A 23,673-nucleotide genomic window follows, 5' to 3' on the forward strand; every position below is an offset into this window, starting at 1 on the left:
AACTTCACTCCGGCTTTAACTTCAGCCTAGTTACGCCGAACTCGACCCCATCATGCCGGCACATCACCCGATGACGCATACCTCGCTACTCCCCCACGCCGACTGCATGCCGAAACGGCGGTGGATGCGTCTGGTCCCGCATCCACCGCCGCACGACTCAGCCGAGTCGCGAACACCGCAGCATTCACGACCCGACCGCATCCAATTTGGCGCGCTCGCCTAGAAGAAGCCGAGCTTGTCTTCGGAGTAGCTCACCAGCAGGTTCTTGGTCTGCTGGTAGTGCTGCAACATCATCAGGTGGTTTTCGCGCCCGATGCCAGAGCACTTGTACCCGCCAAAGGCAGCGTGTGCCGGGTAGTTGTGATAGTTGTTCACCCAAACGCGACCGGCTTGGATGCCGCGACCGGCGCGGTAGGCCGTGTTCTGTGAACGCGACCAGACGCCAGCACCGAGTCCATACATGGTGTCGTTGGCGATATTGAGTGCGTCATCGAACGTGTCGAACGCGGCAACCGAGACAACCGGACCAAAAATCTCCTCTTGGAAGATCCGCATCGAGTTGTTGCCCTCGAAAATGGTCGGCTGAATGTAGAACCCACCCGAGAGCGCTCCCCCAAGGTCGGCGCGGGCGCCACCAATGCGGAGCTTCGCGCCCTCTTCCTTACCGATGTCGATGTAGCGCAGGATCTTGGCTTGTTGTTCGGCCGAGGCCTGCGCACCCATCATCGTTTCGGTATCGAGCGGGTTACCCTGCACAATCGCGCGGGTGCGCTCGGTGACCGCATCCATGAACTCGTCGTAGATCGGACGCTGCACCAGGGCACGCGATGGGCAGGTGCACACTTCACCCTGGTTGAGGGCAAACATGGTGAACCCTTCGAATGCCTTGTCGCGATATGCGTCGTCCGCGTCCATGACATCGGCGAAGAACAGGTTTGGCGATTTGCCGCCGAGTTCCAGCGTGACCGGGATCAGCTGCTCCGAGGCGTACTGCATGATGAGGCGACCGGTCGTAGTCTCACCGGTGAACGCCACCTTCGCGATGCGCGAATTGGTTGCCAGTGGCTTGCCGGCTTCTTCGCCGAAGCCGTTGACGATATTCACGACACCGGCCGGCAGCAGATCGCCGATCAGTTCCATCAGGTACAGGATGGATGCCGGCGTCTGTTCGGCTGGTTTCATCACGACGCAGTTACCCGCCGCAAGCGCTGGCGCGAGTTTCCAAACCGCCATCAAGATTGGGAAGTTCCACGGGATGATCTGGCCGACAACGCCCAGTGGCTCTTGGAAGTGGTACGCGACGGTATCCGCATCCAACTGCGAAATGCCGCCTTCTTGCGCGCGAATAACCCCGGCAAAGTAGCGGAAGTGGTCGATCGCAAGTGGGATGTCAGCGTTGAGCGTTTCGCGCACCGCCTTACCGTTGTCCCAGGTTTCGGCTACGGCAAGCGCTTCGAGGTTGCGTTCCATGCGGTCGGCGATCTTGTTGAGGATCACCGCGCGCTCGGTAACCGAAGTGTTGTTCCACGAGGCTTTCGCGGCGTGGGCGGCGTCGAGCGCGGCTTCAATATCGGCGGCATCGCCGCGGGCCACTTCGCAGAACACTTCACCGGTAACGGGCGTGATGTTCTCGAAATAACGGCCAGAAACTGGCGCGACCCATTCACCGCCGATGTAGTGGCCGTATCGGCTGCGGTAGCTCATGGCAGCGTTTTCTTGGCCCGGGTTCAAGTACACGGTCATTCGATTACTCCTGACGTCGTTGTCATGGTGGGTAAGCGTCTTTGCTTATGCCGGGCGCCGTTGCCCAAGCACAATCGAGTGTATGCGGGCACATTGAACACTTTGTGTGACCCGTCGGTGAGCGGGCTGGATGCAGGCCTTGCGGCTTCCGTTGCGGAAACGGTTCGAGGCGCGCGGTTGCGCTCGTGGCGACCGTACGGCTAGAAGCGCTCGCTGCGCGTGGGTTCACCCAGCAGGTCGCGGGTGAGCAGGGTGCCGCCCACGGCAGCAGCTGGTGCCGCAATAACAGCGCCAAGCGGAAGCAAGAACACGAGGTACGTACAGGCACCGAATCCGAGTACGCGAGTGGGCCGAGTTTTCGCGAGCTGCGATCGCTGGGCGAAGTCGAGTCCGCGAGCGGATCCCGGTGTGCCCATGAACTCCAGTGCAATGACGCGACCACCGATCACCGCTCCCACCAGCATGCCGAATAGCGTGCCAATTACCGGGACCAGGCCGCACAGAAATACGGTCAGGCTTACCGCAATTCCGATGCCGATGAGCCGGACTGAGTCGGTGATCGCTCGCCACAGCTCGGACCCGAATGATCGAGATGGGCCTGGACGCGGAATGCCGCCGAGCTCGCGTTCGACACGTGCCGAAATGTGGTCGAGGAACGGGCCCGCGATAAGGAGCACGACGGCGCTAAACGTAAACATGACCGCAATCGCGCCGATGCCGATGAGGGCAATCGTGGCGAGCACCGTGAGGATGGTGTTCCACGGGCTACCGAGATCGGCAAGGAACGGCAAGAGCGTGCGTACCGTCCCGCCGATGTTCGAGATCCACCAAATCAGCAGCACGGTGTAGCAAACGGCCACGATCAGCACCGGTATCGCGCCGACCAGCATGATGCGTGGGTGTGTGCGCCATGCGCTGAAACCGCGGCCGAGCATCCGAGCACCGGCGAGGAACTCTGCGCGACGCGAAGATGCACCCGGCATCATCCCGCCACCGGAACCGACCGCATCCGCGCCCAGACCGTATTGCGACTCCACGCGCACGCTAATGCCCCGCGGTTTCCCAATTGTCGCCGCGCCCGACCGAAACATCGAGCGGAACCGACAGCGTGGTTGCCGAGGCCATTTCTTCGCGTGCGAGCAATTCGAGCTGGTCGTATTCACCCGGCGCGACTTCGAACACGAGTTCGTCGTGCACCTGCAAGAGCAGTCGCGACTGCAGATTTTCTGCGCGCATGCGCGCATCCACACGAATCGACGCCAGCTTGATGATGTCGGCGGCGGAACCCTGAATTGGGGCGTTCAGCGCGGCACGTTCGGCGTTCTGACGCGCCAGACGGTTGGTCGAGTTGAGGTCGGGAAATGGCCGACGGCGCCCAAAAATCGTTTCGGTATAGCCCGTTTCACGCGCCTTGGCGACACTGTCGCGCAGGTAATCGCGCACCTTACCGAACCGTTCGAAGTAACCGTTCATGAGCGCCTTCGCTTCGGCAACATCGACGCCGAGCTGTTTCGACAGACCGAACGCGCTGAGCCCATAGACGAGGCCGTACGACATGGCCTTGACCTTGGAGCGCATGGCGGGGGTGACTTCATCGGGCGCAACTCCGAACACCTTCGAGCCAACGAACCGGTGCGTGTCTTCGCCGCTGTTGAACGCTTCGATCAGGGATTCGTCACCGGAGAGGTGTGCCATGATGCGCATTTCGATCTGGGAATAGTCGGCGGTCAGCAAGCCGTCGAACCCTGGCGTGGCCACGAACGCCCCGCGAATTCGCTGGCCTTCAGCCGAGCGAATCGGAATGTTCTGCAGGTTCGGGTCGGTGGATGCGAGTCGTCCCGTAGCCGCACCGGTTTGCAGGTAGGTGGTGTGGATGCGGTGGTCGTCCCCCGTTGCTTTGACCAGCGTTTCGATCATCTGTCCGAGCTTGCTCGCGTCACGGTGGTTTCGGAGCGCACCCAAGAACGGGTGCGGCGACTTGAGTTCGAGCTCTTCAAGCGCTGCCGCGTCGGTCGAGTAGCCGGTCTTGGTGCGGCGAGTCTTTGGCATGTCGAGTGTCTCGAAGAGCACTCGTTGCAGCTGCTTGGGCGAAGCCAGGTTGATCTGTTCGCCACCGATCGCTGCAAACGCTTCTTCGGCGTAGGCTGACACCTTGCGCGACTGCTCGCTCGCGAGTTCCTGCAGCAGGTCACGGTCGATCTGAATGCCGGTGTGCTCCATCGTTCCGAGAATCGGGATGAGCGGGGTTTCGATGGTGGTAAAGACGTCACGGCTGCCTGCTGACAGGCGTGCCATGGCCGCGATACCGGCACGACGGGTAAACCAGGCGTCGACGGCCAACTGCGCCGGTGCATCCGCATCGACCTGCACGTCAAGCGTGTTCGCGTCGCTCTCGGGCAGCGTCTCGCCGAGGTATCGCTGCACGAGTTCGGCAAGACGCTTTGGCGGCGAGGCGGGGTTGTCGAGGAAGGCTGCGAGCTGGCCGTCGTAGAGATTGGCGCCGAGCGTAAGTCCGTTGTCCAAGCAGCGCTTGAAGTCGGGTTTCGCATTGAAACACCACTTGATGCTGTCGCCGGCCAGCCAGGTACGAAGCACCGAGTCGTTACCGTCGCGCACGATCGCCACACGCGTCTCGTCGGCGATCGCAACTTCGATCAGGGTGCCGTCGTGGAAACCGAATGCGAGGCCAAGTTCGTGCTTGGATGCAGCAGCATCGTCAAGGAACTGCTGCAGTTGGTCACCGGCGCAGTTGTCCAGAACGGTGACCGCGTCGAATGCCGATTCAGCGTTGGCCGTCGCGATGGCACCGTCACGTTCGGTAGCGAGCTTCAAGACACGATCTTGCAGCGTTCGGAACTGCAGTCGGGTGAACACGTCACGAACTTCGTCAACGTTGATCGGTTGAATTGCGAGGTCGCGCGGATGCGATTGGAGTTCGACATCGCGCAGCAACTCGTTGAGCTTACGGTTTCGAATGGCATTGTCGCGGTGTTCGCGGAACGATTCGCCAACCTTGCCGGTGAGCTCGTCTTCGTGTTCGAGGATTTCTTTCAGCCCGCCAAATTGGGCGATCCACTTGGCGGCGGTCTTTGGACCGACCTTGGGCACACCCGGCAGGTTGTCGGCCTTTTCGCCAACCATGGCGGCGAGGTCGGAGTACTGCTGCGGGTAGACGCCGTACTTTTCGAAGACCGCTTCGGGCGTGTACCGAGTGAGCTTCGAGACACCCTGTACCGAGGGGTACAGCAATGTGGTCTGCTCGTTCACGAGCTGAATTGCGTCGCGGTCACCTGAGACAACGAGCACGTCAAAGCCTTCGTTCTCGCCCTGGTGCGCGAGGGTTGCGAGAATGTCATCGGCTTCGAAATCTGGCTTCTGCATCCACACAATGCCCATGGCGTCGAGGGCTTCTTGCAGCAGCTCGATCTGACCGCGGAATTCTGGCGGCGTTTCATCGCGTCCGGCCTTGTACTCGGAGTACTCGCGCGTGCGGAACGACGTGGAGCCGGCATCGAATGCCACGGCGATGTGACTCGGGTTGTGGTCGCGCAGTAGCGAAAGCAGCATCGAGATGAAGCCGTGGATGGCGTTCGTGTGCTGCCCCTCGGCGTTCACAAAGCTGTCGACCGGCAGTGCGAAGAATGCTCGGAATGCTAGCGAGTGACCATCGATGACCATGAGGGTAGGCTTAGGCGCGATTTGTTCAGACACACGAACAGCCTACGACGCAAGGGAGCGACAATGACTGACCGTAAGCTGCAGGCGAACCCCGAGGTGCCCGCCGAGGTGAATGGGCTGCGGATTCCAGATCAACTCGAGGTCACGCACGGTATCGGCATCGGCACGCTGGCAACGGCCATGGGCATCCGGCTCATTGAACTCGCACCGGATCGTGCCGTCGCGGTGATGCCGACCGAGGGTAACGAGCAATCGTATGGATTGATGCATGGCGGTGCGTTTGTGGTGCTCGGTGAATCACTCGGGTCAATGGCGTCTTGTTTGCATGCGGTCGAGTTGTTTGGTCAGGGCGCGTTCGCGGTGGGTGTGGATGTGAATGCCACGCACACTCGCGGGGTTGCATCCGGCTGGGTGACGGCGGAGTGCACGGCCCTTCACCTGGGACGAACACTTGCCGTACACGAGATCGCGATTACGGATGCGGATGGTCGCCGCTGCTCCACCGTTCGGATCACGAACGCCGTACGAGCGCCGAAGGGCGCCTAGACTGCGGTCGATCGCGGAAAACGCCGTGTGCCCAGTTCCCTCGATGGGAGCTGGGCACACGGCGTTACGTGCGTCCTGGGTTGACTCGCGATTAGGCAGCGTCGCCGTCACCGCTTGGGCGCTTGGCAGCGAGCTGTTCAACGATGGCCTGCGCAACTTCTTGCATGGTGAGGCGACGGTTCATCGACGCCTTCTGGATCCAACGGAAGGCTTCGGGCTCGCTCAGGCCCATCTTCTCGATGAGCAGGCCCTTGGCACGGTCAACGAGCTTGCGGGTTTCGAAGCGTTCGGCAAGGTCAGCAACCTCGTTTTCGAGGGCGACGATCTGCTGGTGGCGTGCGACCGCAATCTCGATGGCGGGGATGAGGTCGTTCTGGTTGAAGGGTTTTACCACGTAGGCGAGGGCACCGGCTTCGCTGGCGCGCTCGACGAGGTCCTTCTGGCTGAATGCGGTGAGGAGTACGACCGGAGCGATGTTGCCTTCGTTGAGCAGACCGGCTGCGGTGATGCCGTCCATGTTGGGCATCTTGATGTCCATGACGACAACGTCGGGACGAAGTTCTTTTGCGAGAGCAACTGCCGCTTCGCCGTCTCCAGCTTCGCCAACCACTTCGAAACCGCTGTCCTGCAGGGTTTCGACGATGTCGAGGCGGATGAGCGACTCGTCTTCTGCGACGACGACGCGGCGAGGCGTTGGTAGAGTAGCGTTTTCAGTCACGCATCTAGATTACTGTACTGTGTTGGAAGAAACAGGCCGGCTTGGCGGAATGGTAGACGCGACGCACTCAAAATGCGTTGTCCGTGAGGGCGTGGGGGTTCGAGTCCCCCAGCCGGCACCAATTAGGTAATTCCTGTGACGAGTTCTCCCCATGTAAGGGACTCGAACCAACACGCCGAGGCGTGGGTGGCCCCGGATTGCTCGAGGCTCAGACCGTTGGCACAACGGGCTGAGTAGCAATTTGGAGTCGAGTCCCCCAGCCGGCACCAATTTGGTAGATCCTGTGCGAACCGATGTCCCAATGACAGGGACTCGGACCCCCACGCGTGCGTGGTGGACCCGGACCGGCCGAGGCTCTGGGCACTGGCACAGTGCACAGAGTGCCGGTTTGGAGGTCCCGGATTGCTCGAGGCTCAGACCGTTGGCACAACGGGCTGAGGAGCAATTTGGAGTCGAGTCCCCCAGCCGGCAATCTCACCATCACCAGCGAAAAGCGTGAAAATGTGCCCTTGTCGGTGCAGATAAGGGCACATTCTCACTCATTTTTTGGCCAGGGATGCGGCCGGTACCGCTAGCGGCGCACCGGCATCTCCGGCGCCCAGAAGTACATGCCGATGCGACGACCCTCAATCTCGTGAATCGGAATGTACATGTCGTAAATCTGCGCGAGCGTACGCGAATTCATGACTTCATCCGGAGTACCCTGCGTCACGACCTCACCCTCACGCATGGCAATAATCGAATCCGAATACACCGAAGCGAAATTGATGTCGTGAATAACAATCACGATAGTCTTGCCGAGCTCGCTCGCAATGCGGCGCAGGTGCTGCATCATCAGCACCGAGTGGCGCATGTCGAGATTGTTCAGTGGCTCATCGAGCAGCACGTAGTCGGTGTCTTGGCAAATAACCATGGCAACGAATGCGCGCTGACGCTGACCACCCGAGAGCTCATCCACAAAGCGATCCTGTAGTTCCGTCAATCCGAGGAACGCCAACGCCTGGTCGATGTGCTCTTGATCGTGGTCGGTCAATCGCCCCTGCGTGTGTGGAAAACGACCAAACGCCACAAGGTCACGTACCGTCAGTCGAATCGTGACGTGGTTTTCCTGCCGCAGAATCGCGAGCCGCTTCGCGAGCACTTCACTCTTCGTGGTGCTCACATCCAAACCGTCCACGGTGATAATGCCCGCGTTCATCGGCTCAAGACGGCTCATCAACGAGAGCAGCGTCGACTTACCAGCACCGTTTGCCCCGACAATCGAGGTAATGCCACCGGGTTTGATCGTCAACGACACATCGTTGACGACCACCTGTGATCCGTATCGCTTGGCGACGGAATCGAGTGAAATCAAAGTGGTTTCCTCCTGAGGACAAGAACCAAGAACAGCAATCCGCCCAAGAACTCAATAATGATCGACAGCGTGATGTCGAGCTTAAATACGCGCTCAACGAGCACTTGCCCAAAGATCAACGCGAACATGCCGATGAGGGATGCAGCGGGTAGCAAGAATGCGTGTCGCGACACGCGGATCATCCGGTAGGCCAGGTGCACGACGATCAGCCCAAAGAACGTCACGGGGCCGACCAGCGCGGTAGAGACAGACACGAGCAGCGCAACGGTCGCCAGAATGCGCACGCGCATGAATCGCGGATTGATTCCGAGATTCGTGGCAATGGGCACGCCCAGGCTCATAACGTCGAGCCGTTTGCGGTCAAACCAGGCGAGGCACACACCCGCGAATGTGAGCGCTGCGGCTACCGGCACGAGTTCTTTATCGATGTCCGTGAACGACGCAAAAAACGTGTTCTGCAGTACGGCGAATGCATCCGGGTCGAGCAGCCGTTGAAAGAACGTGCTGACACCACGGAACAGCATGCCGAACACCACACCGATCAGCAGCAGTTTATGCACTCGAGTGTTCGCCGAAAGCAGCCAGCCGTACAGCAACACCGAGAACCCGACCATGGCGCCGACTTCGAGCCAAAACTGCCCGACGACACCAAACATCGCCGCGCCAGTCATGCCGGTGGCCCACACCAGAATCGTCTGCAACAGCACATAGAGGGCGTCGAAACCCATGATGGATGGGGTCAACAAGCGGTTCGCGGTAATCGTTTGAAACAGCGTCGTGGACACACCAATAGCGATGGCCACGATAGCAAGCGCGCTGACGCTCGCCAGCCGGCGCTGCATCACGTACTCGATGTTGCCGACGACACCGTAGGCAACGTACATCGCAATTGCCGCGGCTACGAGTACCGCAAGAATCACGATGAGCCAGATGTCGCGTCGCAGATTTCGCTGTTGAAATTCGGATGCGCGTTCGGCGCTGTTGCGGGCGGCGCGGCGCTGCTCGCGGTCACGCTTCGGCGTGTGTACCGAAGAGCGTGAGGAACGTGACAGGTTCATGCGGTGTCTCCGTTCCGCGTTCCGGTTGCGGTCGTAGCCGGCGCTGTGGCTGACGCTGGTTTGGATGCGCGCGGTGCGGATGCGGACTTGCGCGTTTCCGGTCGCAGCAGGAAGCCGAGGAACACGGCGGCGCCAACGATGGACATGATGAGTCCTACAGGAACTTCGAAAGGCCAGTTGATCGTGCGGCCAAGCACATCGCTAACGACGAGCAGGAATGCCCCGAGCAGCGCTACCCAAGGTGCCGTACGCCGCACATTGTCACCAAGCGTCATGGCTACCAAATTCGGCACGATGAGCCCAAGGAACGGCACTGCACCGACATGCACGACAACAATGGCCGTGTTCATCGCAACAATGATCACGCCCAGTGCCAGGATCTTGCCGTAGTCGAGACCGAGGTTGGTGGTGAAGTTGTCCCCCAGGCCGGCGACAGTGAACCGGTCGGCCGCGATAAACGCGAGCAGCGTCAATCCCCCAGCGATCCACATGAGCTCGTATCGACCTTGGATCATGGCGCTAAAGTTTGCGCTTTGCATACCCGAAAGCGTTTGCAGGATGTCGGCTTGATACGCCAAGAAGGTGGTCAGCGCGCCGATGACACCGCCGAGCATGATGCCCACGAGCGGCACCATAACCGGGTCGTGCTTCGGCATTCTGCGCAGGATGAGCATGAACAGTGCGGTACCGAGCAGGCCAGCAATCGTGCCGGCTGCCATCTTGCCAAGTACCGGAGTCGCCGGGGCAAAGAGCAGCACACACACGACGCCGAGCATGGCCGAATCAACGGTTCCTGCCGTCGACGGTTCGGCAAAACGGTTTCGGGCCAGCATTTGCATGATCATGCCGCTGAGCGCCATGGCGGATCCAGCTAGGAGTAGCGCGATGGTGCGCGGCACTCGACTAGCCCAAAAATAGCCGACAGAACCGTCGGCAGACCCGCCGACGGCGCCACCAGCCCCAACAAAGAGGCTGATGACGCCGGCAGCGAGTGTCAGTGCGGCGAGGACGGGTAGCCCCCATCGCGCGGTTACAGAGCGGGCGTTCACTACTTCAGTGAATCAGAAAGCTCCGTCAAGAGCGAAGGAAGCGTGTCGAGACCACCGGTGACGAGGTACCAGTTGACGCCGTCAAGATACGTGATCTTTTCGTTCTTCGCGGCCTTGGTCGACTTCACGAGTGCGTTGTCAAGTACCTGTTCGGCAGCCTGGCCTGGCTTGCCGATCGCTGCGTCACGGTCGATGACGAGCATCGATTCTGGGTTCTTTTCGGCAACGTACTCGAACGAGATTTCCTGCCCGTGGCCCTCGTCGTTCTTGATGTCCGTTGCGGCAGGCGTGAAGCCGAGCTCGTCGTAGATGAACCCGTAGCGCGAGCCCGGACCGTAAGTCGAGAGCTTGCCACCCGAGGACATCACGAACATCGTTGGGCCGGATTCCTTGGCCTTGGCCTTGAGGTCTTCGACCTGCTTCTTGAGCGCGTCTACCTTGTCAGCAACCTCGTTCTGCTTGCCGAAGACGCCAGCGAGGTCTTCAACGCGAGTGATCGACGACTCAATGAAGTTCTTTGGGTCAGCCGAGAGGTTGACCGTCGGCGCGATTTCCTCAAACTTGGCTTGGTTGTCTGCCTGGCGCGTACTGATGATGATCAGGTCTGGGTCCGCAGCAGCGACGGCCTCGAAGTCAGTTTCCTTCAGCGTTCCGACGTCCGTGGTGTCCTTGTAGCTCTTGAGCGACTCTGGCAGCGTCTTCTGCGGAACACCGACAACCGCGTCGCCGGCACCAATGGCGTTAATCGTGTCGAGGCTGGCGTAGTCGAGGACGACAACGCGCTGTGGCGTAGCCTCGAGCGTCACTTCACTACCGTCAGCAACCTGGATTGCGAGGTCAGCACCTTCTACGGGTGCGGCTCCCCCGCCCTGGTTGTCCGAGCCGGATGCTCCGGCACCACATGCGGTAAGGCCGAACATGGCCGCAACTGCAGTGGCAGCGAGTGCGATGCGACGAGTACGCATAGTTGATTCTCCTGTTGTAAGCACTGGATTAGGTTACCCTAACTTAGGTCAGACTAACCTAATTCCCAATTACTGTCGAATCAATTCCGACACGAAAAAATCGGGCCCCTCAAAACGAGGAGACCCGATTTTCGCGAGCGTCGCGAAGACGAAACGCGAACTAGTCGCGGCTGTGTCGACCCTGATACGCGGGAGCTACCGCATCCTGTGCGTCACCGACACGGTGCACGCGCAGGTCGTTGGTCGACCCCGGAACGCCCGGAGGGGAACCGGCCACGACGATAACCTTGTCGCCGCGCTGTGCCTTACCCGTGCTGAGCAGGTAGTCGTCGACCTGCAAGAAGAGTTCGTCGGTGTGCGTCACGCGCTCAACGAGCACGCCCTGCACACCCCAGTAGAGGTTCATACGACGGCGAATCGACTCGCGCGGGGTGAATCCGAGCACCGGAATCTGCGGGCGCAGGCGCGACATGCGGCGGACCGAATCGCCTGATTCGGTGAAGACGCAGTAGTACTTCGCACCGAGGAACTCGCCCACCTCGGTCGCAGCCAGCGTGATGACGCCACCCTGCGTGAACGGGTTGGTACCGATCGGTGGGATGCGGCTGAGACCGTGCGTCTCGGTGGATTCAATGATGCGTGCCATCGTCTGCACGGTGATGAACGGGTACTGCCCCACGCTCGTTTCGCCCGAGAGCATGACCGCATCCGTACCGTCAAGAACCGCGTTCGCACAGTCTGAAGCCTCGGCGCGTGTGGGGCGCGGATTCGAGATCATCGATTCGAGTACCTGGGTGGCAACGATGACCGGCTTGGCGCGACGGCGGGCCAGCTCAATGGCCTTCTTCTGCACAATTGGCACCTGCTCAAGCGGCAGCTCCACACCAAGGTCACCGCGCGCGACCATGATGCCGTCGAAGGCATCGACGATCTCGCTCAGACGCTGAACCGCCTGTGGCTTTTCGATCTTCGCAATCACCGGCAGGTGAATGCCCTCTTCTTCCATGATGTCGTGAACGCGCGTGATGTCTTCGGGACCGCGCACGAACGAGAGCGCGATGATGTCGGCGCCGATGCGCAGACCCCAACGCAGGTCGTCCTCATCCTTTTCGCTGAGTGCTGGCACGTTGACGGCGACACCCGGCAGGTTGATGCCCTTGTTGTTCGACACGGGGCCAGCAACTTCAACACGCGTGGTGACGGTGTTGTGCGTCACCTCAACTGCGCGCAGGGTTACGCGGCCGTCGTCAACGAGGATGGGGTCACCCGGGGTGACGTCGCCGGGCAGACCCTTGTAGGTCGTGCTGACAATTTCACGCGTGCCGACGATGTCGTCAGTGGTGATGCGGAACAGGTCGCCCTCATTGAGCTCATATGGTGCGCCATCGTCGAACTTGCCGAGGCGGATCTTTGGCCCCTGGAGGTCGACGAGCACGGCGATCGACTTACCGAGCTGTTCGGAGATCTCCCGAACCATGCGGTAGTTGTTCGAGTGCACCTGGTGGTCACCGTGGCTGAGGTTGAAACGTGCGACGTCAACGCCCGCGGTGATCAGACCTCGGATGCCTTCTGGGGATGACACCGCCGGCCCCAGCGTGGCGACGATTTTCGCGCGTCGAGTCATGTAGATGCTCCGTTCATCCTTGTGCCGCACTGTTTCTCGGCAGCCACTAGTTAAATCGTTCTTGGTTACACCCACACCCGTTCGAATCAAACTCGAAGCAAACGAGTGATTCGGTGGATGCGGATACCGCGGTCGAACACAACTTGCTGGGTATCAAGCATAGGCACCGTGCCGAAACACAAGCTTCGCGCCTGCCCAGCACTTGCGTTCGCGTGCTGGTAGTGCGCCCTGGAAATGATCGGCTGCGGCGCATGCCCCGCCGACACTACGCCTGGTGAGTTGCGTCGGTTGTTTCGGTGGATGCGGTTGCTTCGGTGAGTTCTTCTTCGACCGCTGCATCATCGGCTTCAGCTGGTTTGCCTGCTGCCGGTTCGTCTTCGACGCCGTCAATTTCCGCCCAAGTGCGTCCGTCCGTGTACACGGTCGGGGCTGGCTCTGGGTGGCGACGCGATTGCACGATGATGACCGCGAGACCGATGAGCGCCAGCACGAGCGCACCAAACACGTTGGACCGCATCCCGAACACGATCTCGGAATAGTCGAGACGGATTGATTCGATCATCATGCGACCGATGCCGTACCAGAGGAAGTACAGGCCCATTGTCTTGCCCCAGCCCATCCGGAACATGCGTTCGGCGAGCAGAATCAGCGCGACGCCGATGAGGTTCCAAATGAGTTCATACAGGAAAGTTGGGTGAAAGAGCGTGTCGGCAGGAATGCCCGCCGGAATCGCCGGGTTGGTCGATTCGATTTCAAGGCCCCAAGGCAGGTCGGTTGGCCATCCGAACAGCTCGTGGTTGAACCAGTTACCGATGCGCCCAATTGCTTGCGCGAACAGGATCGTCGGAGCCGCCGCATCCGCAAAACTCAAGAAACGGATGCCCTTGACGCGGCAGATGGCATACGCACCCAGCGCACCACCGATCAGCGCACCGATGATGGCGTTGCCGCCCTCCCAAATGGCGAAAATTCGCCACCAATCGGCGCCTTCATAGAAGTAATCGCCCGGGTGGGTGAAGACGTGATAGAGCCGCGCGCCGAGCAGCCCCATGAGCACCGCGGGCATGGCGATGTCAATAATGACCCAGGGCTCGCCGCCCTTTGCAACCATGCGTCGGTTCGTCCACCACACCGAGATCAGGATGCCCAGCACGATGACCAGCGCGTACATGTGGATCGTGACTGGCCCAAGCGAAAGCGTCGCGAGTTCAGCCGGTGGCGATGGAATCGATTGGGGTACCGGTCCGGTAATGCCAAGTGCGGATGCGGTGTGCTGCAGTTGCGAGAATGTCACGATGATTAGTGGGTTCCTTTAGCCAACGAAGCTGCCGTGTCGGCGAGTTCGGCAACGCCGCCACGCGCGAGCGCACGCACGAGTGCCGATCCGACAATCGCACCTTCGGCGTAGTCGAGCACTTCACCAACCTGTTCCGGCGTTGAAATGCCGATGCCGACGCAGGCCCGCTGTTCGCCAAGTGCGTGCAGACGGTCCGTGAGCACTCGCGCCGACTTGTCGACATCCGCGCGAGCACCGGTCACGCCGAGCGTCGACACGGTGTACACAAAGCCTCGCGAATTTGCGATGATCCGTGCCAGGCGTTCGTCACTCGACGTCGACGAGGCCAGGAAGACTCGATCGAGGTCGTACTTGTCGCTCGCTTCGAGCCATTCGCCAGCTTCATCGGGGATGAGGTCTGGCGTGATCGCGCCGGCAGCACCGCAGTCAACAAGGCGGGCAGCAAACTGATCGATGCCCTGCTGCATCATCAGATTGAAGTAGCTCATCACCAGGATTGGCACATCGACTTCTGCGCGCACGCGAGCAATTGCGTCAAACAGCTGTGGCACCTGAAATCCGTTGCCCAGGGCACGCTGGCAGGCGGCTTGAATAACCGGGCCGTCCATGACGGGGTCGGAATAGGGCACGCCAAATTCGATGATGTCCACGCCGTTTTGCGCCATCGCGATTGCGGCTTCAACGGAGGTGTCGAGGTCGGGGAACCCGGCCGGCAGATAGCCGATCAGCGGTCCTTTGCGTTCGGCACGAACGGCGTCGATGCGTGCAGCTACGGTGCTCGTCATACCTCGTCTCCCCCAATGGTGCGGCTGGCTTCGCCGAGCTGGAAATACTCGAGCGCAGTGCTCATGTCTTTGTCGCCTCGACCCGATACGGTCACGAGGATCGTGGCATCCGGGCCGAGTTCGTGGCCGAGCGCGATGGCTCCGGCCAGGGCGTGCGATGACTCTATCGCCGGAATAATGCCTTCGGTTTCGGCCAGCAATCGCATGGCCTGCATGGCTTCGTCGTCGGTCGCACCGCGGTACTCAACGCGACCAGCATCGTGCAGCCAAGCATGCGCAGGGCCCACGCCCGGATAGTCAAGGCCTGCCGAAATCGAGTGCGATTCGATCGTCTGACCGTATTCGTCCTGCATCAGGTAGGTGCGAGCACCGTGCAATACGCCCGGTCGGCCAGTATTCAACGTTGCCGCCGTCTTTGCGGTGTGAATACCCGCACCGGCGGCCTCGATGCCGTAGAGGCGTACGGATTCGTCATCGAGGTAGGCCTCAAACGAGCCAATTGCGTTCGATCCGCCGCCCACACACGCGACCACTGCATCCGGCAGCTTGCCGACGAGTTCAAGGCACTGTGCGCGCGATTCGATCGAGATGTACTGCTGCAAGTCACGAACGAGCCCGGGGAACGGATGCGGTCCGGCAGCGGTACCGAAAATGTAGTTCGAGCTGGCGACATTGGTCACCCAATCGCGAAACGCCTCATTAATGGCGTCCTTGAGCGTCTTGGAGCCCGACTCAACGGCAACCACCTCGGCGCCCAGCAGGCGCATTCGTGCAACGTTGAGCGCTTGGCGTGCAATGTCGACCGCGCCCATGTAGATCGTGCAGTCAAGCCCAAACAGCGCCGCCGCCGTGGCGGTGGCGACACCGTGCTGACCGGCGCCGGTTTCAGCGATGACTCGCGTCTTGCCGACCCGCTTCGTGAGCAGCGCCTGACCGATCACATTGTTGATCTTGTGCGAACCGGTGTGGTTCAGGTCTTCACGCTTGAGCAGGATCGTCGCGCCACCGGCATGCGTGGCGAATCGATCGGCGCGAGTCAGGCGCGAGGGCCGACCAGCGTACTCCCGCAGCAAGAAATCAAGCTCGGCCTGAAACTCGGGATCAAGCTTTGCCGACTGCCATTCGCGATCCAAGTCATCGAGCGCAGCGATCAGGCTTTCGGGCACGAAGCGCCCGCCGAAATCGCCGAAGTACGGGCCTTGGGCATCGCGAAATGTGGTCATAGTTACACCTGCATAAAGGAGTTGATAGTGGCCTCGGGGTTATCCCCGGTCACGAGTGCCTCACCGATCAGTACGGCATCGGCTCCGACCTCGCGATAGTTGCGCACGTGTTCGGGAGTCAGCACCGCGGATTCGGCAACTCTAACGACCCCTGCTGGGTAGTCCGGTGCGAGTTCGGCAAAAAGCTGCGGATGCAGTTCAAACGTCTGTAGGTCGCGCGCGTTTACGCCGAGAACCCGCGAATCTGCATCCACGGCACGATTGAACTCATCGCGAGTGTGCACCTCGACCAGCGCGGTCATTCCGAGGGACTCGGTAAATGTCTTGAGACGCACCAGCGTTGCCTGGTCGAGTGCCGCGACGATCAGCAGGATGAGATCGGCGCCGGCTGCGCGTGCCTCGAGGATTTGGTATTCCTCGCTGATGAATTCCTTGCGCAATACCGGAACCGTAACGGCCTGGCGCACCGCGCGCAGGTCGTCGAGCGAGCCGAGGAATTTGCGCTCTTCGGTGAGGACGCTGATCGCTGCCGCTCCCCCGCGTTCGTAGCGGGTGGCGAGTTCAGCCGGGTCGGGAATGCCAGCGAGCCGCCCGCGTGACGGGCTGGCTCGCTTGACTTCGGCAATGATGTTGACGGTTTTGCGTCGCGAGAGCGCCGCTACGGCATCCAGTGCCGGTGCCTGTGCAAGCGCGAGACGCTCAACCTCGTCGGTGGGGACGAGCGCACGACGGCGTGCAGCGTCCGCTCGCGACCCCGCCATGAGGTCGTCAAGCATCATGAGTTACTGGTGACCCTTTGGGCCCAGGCCAGCGAACTTGAGACCGATCCAAGCGATGGCGCCCAGTGGGATCATGGCAACGCCAACCCAGGTGACGATGTCGACCTCGATGAACAGTCCGATGGTGCCAACGATGAAGCCGAGGACGATGATCGCTACACCGATCCAGCCAGCAACCGAGTTGCCTTCATCTTCAACGTGGTACTTCGAGTACACAATGTTGTCGTTCGACATGCGCTGTTGTCTCCTTGCTACGCAGTGGTTCGCTTCATCCTACTATCAGCCGGCGCCGGACTCTTGCACACACGAGTGTCGCGTGGCGCGGCCTGGTTGTCGACCGATTAATCGGTGCTACTGATCGACGCAGGACTACTGATCGGTTGGGTCTTCTCCATTTGAGAGCGCGTCCCACTGATCGATGTGTCGATCTGCGGCGCGATCGCGGGTGGTTGTTGGTGCCGAGGTGCGGTCGGATGTTGGCGTGCGCGGTTCGCCGGCACGTGTTCCTGAATCAGTCGCATCGGTGTCTGCTGCGGCGTCATCTGCCACAGGCTCCGAGGTGCTGGTGTTCGCGTTGCGGTCGTACTTGCGGCCGCCGGTGGGCCAGCTCGCGCAGGTGAACATCGCGAACAGGCTTGCCACCCAGGTGATGATGGCGCCAGCGAACGCAACCATTGGCCAAACGGTCGTCCGAACCGAATCTGGCACGATCGCATCCAACGCTGCACGTTCGGTTGACGTTGCCGTTAACGAATTGATTTGCTCGATGAACGCCTGCTCGGGATTTCGCATGACCCCGGCGAGCAACCACATGCTGCCCAGCGCCAGTAGCGACAGCAATAGCGCCAAGACGAACCGCAGAATTCGCTGGTTCACCATCATCAGCGCAATTACCGATGCGAAGGCGGCGAGCGCAATTGCCATAACAGCTCCCGAGGCGTCTCCCCCGTTGGCAGTGACCGTTTGCACGGCACCGTTTACCGATGCCTGCGCTGATCCCATGGAAAACAGCCAGGCGATCATAGTGGTGACTGTGCCGAGTGCCGCCGTGGCTGAGGCGATGCGTTTCGCGCGCTTGCCCGCGCTAGCGTCAATTGCGTTCGTCATTCGTATCGTCCTGTTCACGCTTGGGTGTCTGCGCTGTGTAGCGATGTGCCAGCGGTTGCACCATTTGCCGACTCATGCGCGATTGCTGCCGTGTCGCTGACCGCGAGCGTGTCACCATCCCAGCACGTGCGCGTGCCAGTGTGGCAGGCAGCTCCAGTTTGGTCGACCTGTAGCAGCACCGTGTCGGCATCACAGTCGACTGCAAAACCGTGCAACTGCTGGGCCGCGCCAGAGGTGTCCCCCTTGCGCCAAAGTTCTTGCCGTGAACGTGACCAGTACACCGCCCGCTGCTCGACGAGGCTACGACGAATCGATTCCGCGTTCATCCACGCCATCATCAGCACTTCGCGCGTGTCGAACTGTTGCGCAATGGCGGGCACGAGGCCCTGATCGTTGAACCGGACCTGCGCAATGATCGCATCGATATCGTTCGCCGTGAGCGCAGCAATTGCGCGTGGCGCTACCGGATTAGACACCGCGAACCACGGCTCCGGATGCGGCGAGCGATGCCTTCACCTGCGCGATGGTCAATTCGCCGTAGTGAAACACACTCGCGGCAAGCACCGCATCAGCACCAGCATCAACTGCAGGTGCAAAGTGGTCGAGTTCACCGGCGCCGCCGGAAGCGATGACCGGGACGGTCGCGATCTCGCGGACCAGCGAGATGAGTTCGAGGTCGAACCCGCGCTTGGTACCGTCCGCATCCATCGAGTTTACGAGCAGCTCACCGGCACCGCGGTTGCAGGCTTCACGGCACCATTCGAGTGCGTCAAGGCCGGTGCCCTTGCGGCCGCCGTGCGTCGTCACCTCAAAGCCTGACTCGGTGGCTTCACTGCGGCGAATGTCGAGCGAACAGACGAGTACCTGCGCACCGAATTTGTTTGCGATCTCGTCGATCAGGTCAGGGCGAGCAATCGCTGCCGAGTTCACACCGACCTTGTCGGCCCCGGATGCGAGCAGTTTCGTTACGTTTTCGACGCTGCGGACGCCGCCGCCAACGGTGAGCGGGATGAACACCTGTTCGGCCGTGCGCGTGACCAGGTCGTAGGTGGTGTCGCGATTATCGCTCGTAGCCGTGACATCGAGGAACGTGATTTCATCGGCGCCCTGAGCAGCGTAATTCTTCGCCAATTCGACGGGGTCACCGGCATCGCGAAGGTTGAGGAAGTTCACGCCCTTAACGACGCGGCCATCGGCCACGTCGAGGCAGGGAATAACGCGAACAGCGAGATTGTCAGCAGTGCGAGTCATCGACATCGCGCTACATCCGGGCAGCTTGCAGCGCGGTCACAAGAATCGCGCGGGCACCGACACCCGACAGGTCGTCCATGACGCGGTTGAGGTCGCGAATCGGTACCAGCGAGCGAACGGCGCACCATTCCTTGTCGTGCAATTGCGAAACCGTTGGCGACTGGAATCCAGGCGTCAGCGCAATCGCTGCATCGAGGCGGTCGGCCGGAATGTCGTAGTCCATGATCGAGTACTTCTGCGCGACCAAGACGCCTTCGAGACGCTTAATGAGCGTGGCTGCCGCATCCACCTTTTCGGGGGTGGAAATCAGAATTGCGGTCGAATCGAGGATAACCGGGCCGAAAATCTCGAGGCCCGCCTGACGGAGCGTGTTACCGGTCGAAACCACATCGGCAACCGCGTCGGCAACGCCAAGCTGAATCGCCGATTCGACCGCACCATCGAGCTTGATGAGTTCGGCACTGATACCGGCGTCTTCGAAGTAGCGCGCGAGCAAGCCCGTGTAGCTGGTCGCAATGCGCTTGCCTTCAAGATCGCTCACGGTGTTGAATGCACCGGGTCGTGCGGCGAACCGGAAGGTCGAGTCACCGAAGTCGAGCGCACGAACTTCGTGGGCCTTTGACTGCGAGTCGAGCAGCATGTCGCGACCGGTGATACCGATGTCGAGCACGCCCTCACCGACGTAGGTGGCGATGTCACGCGGACGGATATAGAAAAACTCAACCTCGTTCTCGGGGTCGAGTGCAACAAGTTCACGGTCGTTACGACGTCCGCGGTAGCCAGCTTCGATGAGCATGGCATTGGCAGTTTGCGCGAGCATGCCCTTATTCGGCACAGCAATGCGAAGCACTGAATTCTCCTGGGGTGGGGTGTGTTGTGAAGTGTTTGGTTCCGGGATTAGCATCCGGATCTGTGCGCAATTGGCAGATCAGCTGCGGGCATCGCGCACGGGCCAAGCGGTCGCTAGAGGTACTTGTAGATGTCGTCGAGCGTGTATCCCTTAGCGATCATCATCACCTGTAGGTGGTAGATCAGCTGCGAGATTTCTTCTTGACAAGCGTCATCCGACTCGTATTCGGCAGCCATCCATGTTTCGGCGGCTTCTTCAACGAGCTTCTTACCGATGAAATGGACGCCGCGGTCAAGTTCAGCAACCGTGCCCGATCCTTCGGGACGTGCGAGTGCCTTGGCAGACAGTTCGGCAAATAGTTCTTCGAAGCTCTTCACGTGGCCAGCTTACTTGGTACGGGTTGCCGTTGTTGGCAAGTGGATGCGGGACGTCGGTTCGGCTAGTGCGTATGCGCGTTTGCCAGGGTGCGCAGACGTTCGATTTCTTCGGCGGGCTCGCCACGAAATACCGCGGATCCAGCCACGAACGTATCGGCACCAGCTTCGGCGGCCTGCTCGATCGTGGTCGCGGAGATGCCGCCATCGACCTGCAACCAGATGTCGGTCCCGGTGCGTTTTGCCCAGTCCTTTGCTTGTTTGAGCTTCGGCATCGTTTCGGGCATGAACGACTGCCCGCCAAAGCCCGGCTCGACAGTCATGATGAGCAGCTGGTCAAAGTGCGGCAGGAGTTCTTCGATCGCGGCGAACGGGGTTCCCGGGCGCAGCGCCACTCCGGCTCGCGCACCTTGGGCACGGATGTTTCGGGCAATCGTTGCCGGTGCCGTCGCGGCCTCGAGATGGAACGTCACCGAAAACACGCCCATTTCAGCGAACTGTGGTGCCCAGTGGTCAGGGTTTTCGATCATCAGGTGCAGATCGAGCGGAATCGGCGACACTTGCTGGAGCCGTTCGACCATGGGCTGACCAAAGGTAAGGTTCGGCACGAAATGGTTGTCCATAACATCAACATGGGCGGCGTCGGCGGTCGCGATGCGACCAAGTTCGCGTTCAAAATTGGCGAAGTCGGCTGCCAAGATCGATGGGTTAATTCGGGCACTCATATCGCGTCCTTCCGTGAATCCTGTGCCGCCATTGTCGCACTGTGATGTGTCGTGCATGCGGTCGCGATACGAGTCGCAGTGCCGACTGCGGATTCCCGACCGGCACGATTCCGCAGACTCAGCGCGGATCTACAGGGTCGTTGACGCGCTGCAAGAGCGCGATAAACATCGCGTCGGTGCCGTGCAGGTGCGGCCAGCACTGCACCGCATTGCCACCGGTGGTGGCGCCATCAGGCGCCGTGTGCGCAACCGTATCGAGCACGATCGGGGTGAAGGACACGCGACTGCCCGCATCCGACAACACCGCAACCGTGTCGAGGGCACGCACCGCACCGGTCGCAAGCGCACCGTTAATGACGTTTGTGGTTTCCTCAACTACGGGTGAGCAGGTGACGTAGGCGATCACTCCCCCGGGTTTGCAGGCGCGAATTGCCGAGTCAAGAAGCTGGTGCTGCAACACCACGAGCTCGTTGATGTCGGATCGTGATTTGCGCCAGCGAGCTTCGGGCCGCCGTCGCAGCGCGCCAAGACCCGAGCAGGGCACATCGGCAAGGATGCGGTCAAACGCGGCCGGGTAGTCAGCGCCAATTTCTCGGCCGTCGCGTTCGAGAACGTCAAACGACCCGAGCGGCGCCAGTGCCTGACGCACCAATCCCGCGCGAGCGGGCGTGACCTCATTGGCGAGGAACTGTGCCCCGAGGAGTTGCGCATGCGCCGCCAGATAGGCCGACTTGCCGCCCGGTCCGGCACAGAGATCGAGCCACGATTCGGTGCCGAGCGTGCAATGCGTCTGCGACGAGTCAGTTGTTGCCGACACCGCAACCGGAGCATGGGCGAGCGCGAATGCCGCAAGTTGCGATCCCGCATCCTGCACGCGCACCGCACCGTCGAATTTGTCGATGACATCGTGCGGATTGCCGCCGCGAAGCTGCATGGCGGTTGGCACCATTTCAAGTTCGGTGCAGCGGTCGGGATGCGCGGCCGTCACTTCCTCACGCATTGCGTGACCGGGCAGCGCAACCAAATGCACTGCCGGTGCAATGTTGTCGGCGCCGAGCAGCGCCTCGAGGTCGTCGGCGCGGTTCTCGCGCTGCAACGCTTGGTGGAATGCCTTAGCGATCCATCGCGGGTGTGCGTGCGCCATTGCCGTAGCACCGAGTGCATCGCCCATGGCTGCGCTGATTGCGTCAAGCCACTCGGCCCAGGACTTCTGCGCGATCGCCCGCAAGTTGGCGTTGACGAAGCCGGCCACACCACGGTTACCGCGCTGTTTGACGAGGTCCACCGTCTCGTTGACTGCGGCATGCGTTTGCACGCGCATCTGCAGCAGCTGGTGGGCGCCCAATCGCAGGGCGCTCAGTGGCAGGGCATCGATTTTCGCGGCCGGTCTACCGGCCACCTGCGAAATGATCCAGTCATAGACGCCGAAGTTTCGAGCTGTGCCGTAACAAAGCTCAGTGGCGAATGCTGCGTGCTGCTCGTCGAATCCGGCGGATGTGATGCGCTTGGGCAGCAGCAAATTGGCATAGGCGTCATCGCGCTCGATTGCGATCAGCACATCCAGCGCAATGGCACGGGCAGTGACCGTCATTCGAAGACCACGCGATCGCGCTGACCGCGGAACCAATCCGAAGCCGACATGGCACGTTTACCTGCCGGCTGCACCGTCTCGAGCACATAGCCGCCGCGCAGCGTCTGCACGCGCACTTCGCCACCTTCAAGCGCGACGGCGCCGGCTTCGTGGTCGGCAGTGGCGGGTCGGTCATCACTGCTTGGTCGACCGCGCAGCACCTTAAACCGTTCACCGTTCAGCATCGTGGATGCACCGGGTTCGGGGGTGACGCCGCGCACTAGTTCGTCGATGCGCTGGGCGTGAATTGTCCAGTCGATGCGGCCGAGTTTGGCGTGCAGTTTTCCGGCGTGGGTGACCTCGCCCGACTGCGGCGTGGCGATCGCGGTGCCGCGCTCGAGATCGGCAACCACGTCAACGACGTCGGCGGCACCGTCAACGGCTAGGCGTTCTAGGAGTTCGCCGGCTGTTTCGTGGGCACCGATGGGCACGGCACGGTTCACGTAGGTTGGTCCGGTGTCGAGCCCGGCTTCGAGCTGGAAGACTGCGACGCCGCTGTCACGGTCACCGGCGATGATGGCCTGTTGCACCGGTGCGGCGCCACGCCAGCGCGGCAGCTGCGAGAAATGCAGGTTAATCCATCCGTGGGCCGGTTCGTCCAATAACGGCGGGCGGATGATGCCACCGTAGGCGACGACCACACCGAGTTCAATGTTGTGGTCAAGCACTGCCGCTGCTACCGCGTCATCGATTTGGTTCGCGCGAACAACGGGGATTCCGAGTGCCTCGGCCTTTGCCGCAACCGCCGATGGGGTCATGACCCGTTTGCGTCCCTGCGGTGCATCTTCGCGGGTAAGGACCACCGCGACGTCGTGACCAGCGCCAACGAGTGCATCCAGCGTTGGAACGGCAACTTCTGGAGTGCCGGCGAATGCAATGCGCATAAAACGAGTTCTCCGATTCACGTTGGTTCACCG

23 protein-coding genes and 1 tRNA gene are annotated in these 23,673 nt (G+C 61.0%); 2 read left to right on the top strand and 22 right to left on the bottom strand.

Annotated elements, in window-relative coordinates; translation table 11 throughout:
- Positions 1-219 precede the first annotated feature (219 nt).
- The 3 genes from exaC to polA all read right to left on the bottom strand — a co-directional run bounded on the left by exaC (position 220) and on the right by polA (position 5,421).
- The gene (gene exaC, locus ZBI01S_RS01175) at positions 220-1,743 is read right to left on the bottom strand and encodes an acetaldehyde dehydrogenase ExaC (protein ID WP_066055096.1); all 1,524 of its coding nucleotides are present in this window, start codon (positions 1,741-1,743) and stop codon (positions 220-222) included.
- Between the two features lie 200 nt (positions 1,744-1,943).
- Positions 1,944-2,786: an EI24 domain-containing protein gene (locus tag ZBI01S_RS01180; RefSeq protein ID WP_066055099.1), complete on the bottom strand. Its 843-nt coding sequence runs from the start codon at positions 2,784-2,786 to the stop codon at positions 1,944-1,946.
- A 1-nt stretch (position 2,787) separates the two neighbouring features.
- On the bottom strand, positions 2,788-5,421 hold the full coding sequence (polA, locus tag ZBI01S_RS01185; RefSeq protein ID WP_066055101.1) for a DNA polymerase I: 2,634 nt from the start codon (positions 5,419-5,421) through the stop codon (positions 2,788-2,790).
- 63 nt (positions 5,422-5,484) lie between these two features.
- On the opposite strand from polA, the gene ZBI01S_RS01190 reads away from it, so the two are divergent.
- Complete coding sequence (locus tag ZBI01S_RS01190) at positions 5,485-5,967, top strand: PaaI family thioesterase (protein WP_083524389.1); 483 nt, start codon at positions 5,485-5,487, stop codon at positions 5,965-5,967.
- 91 nt (positions 5,968-6,058) lie between these two features.
- Here the strand turns inward: ZBI01S_RS01190 and ZBI01S_RS01195 are convergent, their stop codons facing one another.
- Positions 6,059-6,685 (bottom strand): ANTAR domain-containing response regulator, encoded by a 627-nt coding sequence (locus ZBI01S_RS01195; protein WP_066055104.1) that lies wholly within the window; start codon positions 6,683-6,685, stop codon positions 6,059-6,061.
- A 35-nt stretch (positions 6,686-6,720) separates the two neighbouring features.
- Here ZBI01S_RS01195 and ZBI01S_RS01200 point away from each other — a divergent pair.
- Positions 6,721-6,806, top strand: a tRNA-Leu gene (locus tag ZBI01S_RS01200).
- 450 nt (positions 6,807-7,256) lie between these two features.
- Here the strand turns inward: ZBI01S_RS01200 and ZBI01S_RS01205 are convergent.
- From ZBI01S_RS01205 to fmt, 18 genes are all read right to left on the bottom strand, one after another.
- On the bottom strand, positions 7,257-8,039 hold the full coding sequence (locus ZBI01S_RS01205) for an iron ABC transporter ATP-binding protein (protein WP_066055107.1): 783 nt from the start codon (positions 8,037-8,039) through the stop codon (positions 7,257-7,259).
- Positions 8,036-9,097 (bottom strand): iron chelate uptake ABC transporter family permease subunit, encoded by a 1,062-nt coding sequence (locus ZBI01S_RS01210; protein ID WP_083524390.1) that lies wholly within the window; start codon positions 9,095-9,097, stop codon positions 8,036-8,038. Before ZBI01S_RS01210 ends, ZBI01S_RS01205 begins: the two co-directional genes overlap by 4 nt.
- Positions 9,094-10,146, bottom strand: coding sequence for an ABC transporter permease (locus tag ZBI01S_RS01215; protein ID WP_083524391.1), 1,053 nt, complete (start codon positions 10,144-10,146; stop codon positions 9,094-9,096). Before ZBI01S_RS01215 ends, ZBI01S_RS01210 begins: the two co-directional genes overlap by 4 nt.
- On the bottom strand, positions 10,146-11,111 hold the full coding sequence (locus ZBI01S_RS01220; RefSeq protein WP_066055110.1) for a siderophore ABC transporter substrate-binding protein: 966 nt from the start codon (positions 11,109-11,111) through the stop codon (positions 10,146-10,148). Before ZBI01S_RS01220 ends, ZBI01S_RS01215 begins: the two co-directional genes overlap by 1 nt.
- 160 nt (positions 11,112-11,271) lie before the next feature.
- Complete coding sequence (gene pyk / locus ZBI01S_RS01225; RefSeq protein ID WP_066055112.1) at positions 11,272-12,735, bottom strand: pyruvate kinase; 1,464 nt, start codon at positions 12,733-12,735, stop codon at positions 11,272-11,274.
- Positions 12,736-13,000: 265 nt separating this feature from the next.
- Complete coding sequence (gene lgt / locus ZBI01S_RS01235) at positions 13,001-14,029, bottom strand: prolipoprotein diacylglyceryl transferase (RefSeq protein ID WP_245610491.1); 1,029 nt, start codon at positions 14,027-14,029, stop codon at positions 13,001-13,003.
- A gap of 5 nt (positions 14,030-14,034) precedes the next feature.
- A complete protein-coding gene (gene trpA, locus ZBI01S_RS01240; protein ID WP_066055118.1) occupies positions 14,035-14,817 on the bottom strand; it encodes a tryptophan synthase subunit alpha in 783 nt (260 codons plus the stop codon).
- A complete protein-coding gene (gene trpB / locus ZBI01S_RS01245) occupies positions 14,814-16,040 on the bottom strand; it encodes a tryptophan synthase subunit beta (protein WP_066055120.1) in 1,227 nt (408 codons plus the stop codon). Before trpB ends, trpA begins: the two co-directional genes overlap by 4 nt.
- A 2-nt stretch (positions 16,041-16,042) precedes the next feature.
- Positions 16,043-16,816 carry an indole-3-glycerol phosphate synthase TrpC gene (gene trpC / locus ZBI01S_RS01250; RefSeq protein ID WP_066055646.1) on the bottom strand — a complete coding sequence of 258 codons (774 nt, stop codon included), beginning with the start codon at positions 16,814-16,816 and terminating at the stop codon, positions 16,043-16,045.
- A 6-nt stretch (positions 16,817-16,822) separates the two neighbouring features.
- The gene (locus ZBI01S_RS01255; protein WP_066055123.1) at positions 16,823-17,053 is read right to left on the bottom strand and encodes an HGxxPAAW family protein; all 231 of its coding nucleotides are present in this window, start codon (positions 17,051-17,053) and stop codon (positions 16,823-16,825) included.
- A gap of 135 nt (positions 17,054-17,188) precedes the next feature.
- Entirely contained in the window at positions 17,189-17,926 is a 738-nt protein-coding gene (locus ZBI01S_RS01260; RefSeq protein ID WP_066055126.1) for a Trp biosynthesis-associated membrane protein, read from the bottom strand.
- A gap of 14 nt (positions 17,927-17,940) precedes the next feature.
- Positions 17,941-18,402, bottom strand: coding sequence for a phosphoribosyl-AMP cyclohydrolase (hisI, locus tag ZBI01S_RS01265; protein WP_370664358.1), 462 nt, complete (start codon positions 18,400-18,402; stop codon positions 17,941-17,943).
- On the bottom strand, positions 18,395-19,177 hold the full coding sequence (gene hisF, locus ZBI01S_RS01270; RefSeq protein WP_066055652.1) for an imidazole glycerol phosphate synthase subunit HisF: 783 nt from the start codon (positions 19,175-19,177) through the stop codon (positions 18,395-18,397). The genes hisI and hisF overlap by 8 nt, the downstream gene beginning before the upstream one ends.
- Positions 19,178-19,187: 10 nt before the next feature.
- Complete coding sequence (hisG, locus tag ZBI01S_RS01275; RefSeq protein WP_066055130.1) at positions 19,188-20,027, bottom strand: ATP phosphoribosyltransferase; 840 nt, start codon at positions 20,025-20,027, stop codon at positions 19,188-19,190.
- A 113-nt stretch (positions 20,028-20,140) separates the two neighbouring features.
- Positions 20,141-20,404, bottom strand: coding sequence for a phosphoribosyl-ATP diphosphatase (locus ZBI01S_RS01280; protein WP_066055132.1), 264 nt, complete (start codon positions 20,402-20,404; stop codon positions 20,141-20,143).
- 62 nt (positions 20,405-20,466) lie between these two features.
- Positions 20,467-21,126, bottom strand: coding sequence for a ribulose-phosphate 3-epimerase (gene rpe, locus ZBI01S_RS01285; protein WP_066055655.1), 660 nt, complete (start codon positions 21,124-21,126; stop codon positions 20,467-20,469).
- Positions 21,127-21,244: 118 nt separating this feature from the next.
- Positions 21,245-22,717 carry an RsmB/NOP family class I SAM-dependent RNA methyltransferase gene (locus ZBI01S_RS01290; RefSeq protein ID WP_066055134.1) on the bottom strand — a complete coding sequence of 491 codons (1,473 nt, stop codon included), beginning with the start codon at positions 22,715-22,717 and terminating at the stop codon, positions 21,245-21,247.
- Positions 22,714-23,640: a methionyl-tRNA formyltransferase gene (gene fmt / locus ZBI01S_RS01295; RefSeq protein WP_066055137.1), complete on the bottom strand. Its 927-nt coding sequence runs from the start codon at positions 23,638-23,640 to the stop codon at positions 22,714-22,716. Before fmt ends, ZBI01S_RS01290 begins: the two co-directional genes overlap by 4 nt.
- Positions 23,641-23,673 lie beyond the last annotated feature (33 nt).

This window comes from [Zimmermannella] bifida NBRC 103089 (assembly GCF_001570925.1).
GTDB lineage: Bacteria > Actinomycetota > Actinomycetes > Actinomycetales > Microbacteriaceae > Gulosibacter > Gulosibacter bifidus.